At 59.0% G+C, this 4,748-nt stretch carries 3 protein-coding genes; 2 read left to right on the plus strand and 1 reads right to left on the minus strand.

Features of this window, described 5'->3' with window-relative positions:
- Positions 1–105: 105 nt before the first annotated feature.
- Complete coding sequence (locus tag FNU79_RS18640; RefSeq protein WP_143722293.1) at positions 106–858, minus strand: DsbA family oxidoreductase; 753 nt, start codon at positions 856–858, stop codon at positions 106–108.
- Positions 859–1,149: 291 nt separating this feature from the next.
- Between FNU79_RS18640 and carB the strand changes: the two genes are divergently transcribed.
- On the plus strand, positions 1,150–4,224 hold the full coding sequence (gene carB, locus FNU79_RS18645) for a carbamoyl-phosphate synthase large subunit (RefSeq protein WP_143722294.1): 3,075 nt from the start codon (positions 1,150–1,152) through the stop codon (positions 4,222–4,224).
- Positions 4,221–4,733 carry an AAA family ATPase gene (locus FNU79_RS18650; protein WP_185974822.1) on the plus strand — a complete coding sequence of 171 codons (513 nt, stop codon included), beginning with the start codon at positions 4,221–4,223 and terminating at the stop codon, positions 4,731–4,733. Before carB ends, FNU79_RS18650 begins: the two co-directional genes overlap by 4 nt.
- Positions 4,734–4,748: the final 15 nt, after the last annotated feature.

Consider the following 4,748-nt stretch of genomic DNA (forward strand, 5'->3'; position numbering starts at 1 on the left):
CAGATCCTGTTCTCTCAGCGTCCCAGCCATGCGCCACAGCTTAACAGCAGCACCCTCGTCCTTGGACGGGAGCGCCGGAAGCCGCTAATCAGATACCATCAATGCTTAGCCCTGCGGCACCGCGCACGAACCGTCTTCGCAGCCTTCCGCGTCTGCTGCACCGATCAGTTGCAGCGGCGCTTGCTCGTTCCAGACCTGCTTGAGAGCGCTCAAGATCGTCCCCGGGGCCTGCGCTCCGCTGACGCCGTACTTGTTGCCCAATACAAAAAAGGGCACGCCGCTGATGCCGTAAGCCTGGGCCTGTGCTTCGTCGCTTCTTACCGCTTCGGCGTAGGTTTGCTGCTCCAGAACGGTGCGAACTTCATCAGCGTTCAGGCCGACTTCAGCACCCAGTTTCACCAGCGTGTCGAGTTGGCCCAGGTGCTGGCCCTCGCTGAAGTAGGCAAGGAGCAGCCGTTCCTTCATGGCGTCTTGCAAGCCGTGTTCGGCGGCAAAGTGAATGAGTTGGTGCGATAAGAAGGTGTTGGCGGGCTGGGCCTGATCGAAGTGGTACTCCAGTCCGACTTTGGCGGCAGTCTGGGTCATGCTGTCCAGCATTCCTTGAGCTTCGGCGGCGCTGCGTCCGTACTTGCTGGCGAGGCCGTCGCGCATGGCATTGGGGCCACTCGGCTTACTCACCGGTGCAGAAGGATCAAGCTCGAAGCTGTGCCAGACGACTTCTACTTTGTCTTTGCCTTCAAACTGCTCAAGCGCCTGTTCAAAGCGCCGCTTGCCGATGTAGCACCACGGGCAGGCGATGTCCGACCAGATGTCTACTTGCAGGCGTTGGGCGGCGGGCGGATTCAGAAGTTGAGTCATACCCGCATTGTCTCGTAACTGCTGCCTGAGTGGGGGAAGGGGGGTGACAATGTAAAGCAGTTTGGTTTATTTGAATTTATGAAAACTGAATCTTTATCTGCTAACTAGAAGGTTTATACAAAGATGACGACGTATCCAGCTGACTAGATTTCCCTCGCAGCCTGCCTCTCGGTGCTGTAACTTACCTTCCCGAGTTGCCAGCTTAAAGTGCATTACGCTCTCGATTTTCTGCATAACCATACATCTCCCCTACCACCCCGCCGCCCATCCATGCCATACTCTATTTTTGGAATGCCTAAGCGAACTGACCTTCAAACGATTCTGATCCTCGGCAGCGGCCCTATTCAAATTGGGCAGGCTGCCGAGTTTGATTATTCCGGCACTCAGGCCCTCAAAGCACTCAAGAAAGAGGGCTACCGCGTGGTGCTGGTCAACAGCAATCCGGCGACCATCATGACCGACCCCGATCTGTCGGATGCGACTTATCTGGAGCCGCTGACGCCCGAATTCGTGGAAAAGGTGATCGCCAAGGAGCGCCCCGACGCCCTGCTGCCCACGCTCGGCGGCCAGACGGCGCTGAACCTCGCCATGGAGCTGCACGAGCGCGGCACGCTGGCCAAGTACGGCGTGGAACTCATCGGCGCGGGTGTGGAGGCCATCAAGAAGGGCGAGGATCGCGAGTTGTTTCAGGCGGCTATGAAGAAAATTGGCATCGAAACCGCCAAGGGAAAGATGGTTCACAGCATGGAAGAGGCCACCGAGTACCAAAAAGAACTCGGCTTGCCAGTGGTCATCCGGCCCAGCTTCACGCTCGGCGGCACCGGCGGCGGCATCGCCCACACCTACGAGGAATTTCTGGAGATCACTGAGGGCGGTTTGCGCGACTCGCCCGTGACGAGCGTGCTGCTGGAAGAAAGCATTCTCGGCTGGAAGGAATACGAGCTGGAAGTCATGCGCGACACCGCCGACACGGTAATTATCATCACGGGCATCGAGAATTTCGACCCGATGGGCGTGCATACCGGCGACTCGATCACGGTTGCGCCCGCCCAGACGCTCAGCGACGTGGAGTATCAGCGGCTGCGCGACATGTCGCTGGCGATCATCCGCGAGATTGGGGTGGCAACGGGCGGCAGCAACATTCAGTTCTCGGTCAATCCTGACAACGGGCGCGTCATTGTCATTGAGATGAACCCCCGCGTCAGCCGTTCCAGTGCGCTGGCGAGCAAAGCCACCGGCTTCCCGATTGCCAAAATTGCCGCGCTGCTGGCAGTGGGTTACCACCTCGACGAGCTGCCCAACGACATCACCCGCGTGACGCCCGCGTCGTTCGAGCCGAGCATCGACTATGTGGTGACCAAGATTCCGCGCTTCGCCTTCGAGAAATTCCCCGGCACCTCCGACCACCTGGGCACCCAGATGCGCTCGGTGGGCGAGGTGATGGCGCTGGGCCGCACCTTCAAGGAAAGCTTGCAAAAGGCGCTCAGGAGCACCGAGAGCGACGTGCGCGGTTTGTATACCGAGATGGACGAGGCACAGCTGCGTGACCTGCTGTACCCCAACCCGCGCCGCCTGGAAGCCGTGATCGAGCTGCTGCGCCGTGATTTGAGTGTGGACGAGTTGTTCGACCTGACCCGGATTGACCGCTGGTTCCTGGGGCAGCTTCACGAGATCGTGGCCGCCGAGCGCGAGATTCTGGAACTCGGCCCGATTGCCGAGTGGAAGTACGAATACTGGCGGGAGGTCAAACGGCTGGGCTTCAGCGACGCCCGTATCGGCGAGATCGTGGGTCTGACGGAGTTGGAAACCCGCGCCATTCGCAAGAAGGCCAACGCGCTGCCGGTCTACAAAACGGTGGACACCTGCGCCGCCGAGTTCGAGGCGCACACGCCGTATCACTATTCAACGTATGAATGGGAAGACGAAGTCAAGGCCACCGACAAGCCCAAGATCGTCATTCTGGGCAGCGGTCCCAACCGGATTGGGCAGGGCGTGGAGTTTGATTACGCCACCGTCCACGCGGTGTGGGCCTTGCAGGAGGCCGGGTACGAGACCATCATGATCAATTCCAACCCGGAAACGGTCAGCACCGATTACGACACCGCCGACCGGCTGTACTTCGAGCCGCTGACTTTTGAAGACGTGATGAACATCGTGGAGCACGAGAAGCCGGTGGGCGTGATCGTGCAGCTCGGCGGGCAGACGCCGCTGAAACTGGCGGGCCGATTGGAAGCCGCCGGAGCGCCGATCATCGGCACCAGTCCGGCCACCATCAACGAGGCCGAGGACCGGGCCAGCTTCAACGCACTGTGTGAGCGGCTGGGGATCGCGCAGCCAAAGGGTCTGGTCGCTGAGACACCCGGCGAGGCGCAGAAACTGGCTGCCAAGCTCGGCTTTCCGCTGATGGCGCGGCCCAGTTATGTGCTGGGTGGGCGGGCTATGCGGATCGTGGGCGGCGCGGAAGAGTTGCAGACGTACCTGGACGAGGTCTACGCCGCCGTGGAAGGGCAGCCGAGCATTTTGCTCGATCAGTACCTCTCGGGGGCGCTGGAGCTGGACGTGGACTGCCTGTGCGACGGGAAGACGGCGGTGGTGGCGGGCATCATGGAGCACATCGAGGCGGCGGGCGTGCACAGCGGCGACTCGGCCTGCATCACCCCACCGATCAGCCTCAGCGCCGAGCTGACGCAGACGGTCAAGGACACCACCGAGCGGCTGGCGCTGGCGCTGGGGGTGAGGGGGCTGATGAATGTGCAGTACGCCGTCAAGGACGGCATCGCGTACATCCTGGAGGCCAATCCCCGCGCCTCGCGCACCGTGCCTTACGTGAGCAAGGCCACCGGGCATCCGCTGGCGAAGTACGCGGCCCGCATCGCGGTGGGGCAAACCCTCGCGGACATTGGGCTGACCGAGACGCCGGTGCCCAGCATGTACAGCGTCAAGGAAGTGCATCTGCCGTTCCTGAAGTTCAAGGGGGTGCTGCCGATTCTGGGGCCGGAGATGAAAAGCACCGGCGAGAGCATGGGCATTGACACCGACCCGTATCTGGCCTACTACCGCGCCGCGCTGGGGGCCAAGAGCAATCTGCCGCTGTCGGGCGTGGCGCTGCTGCTGGGTAAGGGGTTAGATGAGGTGGCGGGCGTGCTGGAAGGTGCGGGCCTGAGCGTCATTCGGAAGCAGGACGGGGAGAAATTGCCTGATTTGCTGATTGATGTCACCGGAAGCCAGCTTCTCCGCACGGCGTTAGAGCGCGGCGTGCCGATTGTGAGCACGAAGGAAGGGGCCGAGTGGACGGCGAAGGCAATCACTGGGGCTGTGAGAGCGGGAGAGTTGGGGGTTACGAGTTTGCAGGAGTGGCTACAGTGAAGATTCTATCCGTTTTGATTCACAATTGTAAATCAATTGAAGACACACAAATAATATTTGATGATTATACTTTGCTGGTAGGAGCCAATAATTCTGGGAAGAGCAACATAATTAATTCCATTAGGTTGTTGCTCGGTGATATTAAACCAACTAAGTCAGATATACCCTTGTGGATAAAAGAGGAATGTGATTCTTGGATAGAAGCAAAAATTGAGTTTAGTGAAGAAATCCAAAGAATCATAGGTGAGGGGTATTTCGATGGCTTAATTTGTAAAATACGAAGAGTGGTAAGTTCCACAGACGTTAAATTTAAAACTGGCAAATTATATGCAATATCAGTAGATGGCCTAGAGATCAAGGAGATTATTTCCGGACTCATGGGCGAAGCTATCTATATTCCAGCAATAGCCAACGCGAGCGATCAGATGTATCTGATTAGCGGCTTCCGGCGCTCCCGTCCAAGGACGAGGGTGCTGCTGTTAAGCTGTGGCGCATGGCTGGGACGCTGAGAGAACAGGATCTGC

Origin of the sequence: Deinococcus detaillensis (assembly GCF_007280555.1) — a bacterium.
GTDB lineage: Bacteria > Deinococcota > Deinococci > Deinococcales > Deinococcaceae > Deinococcus > Deinococcus detaillensis.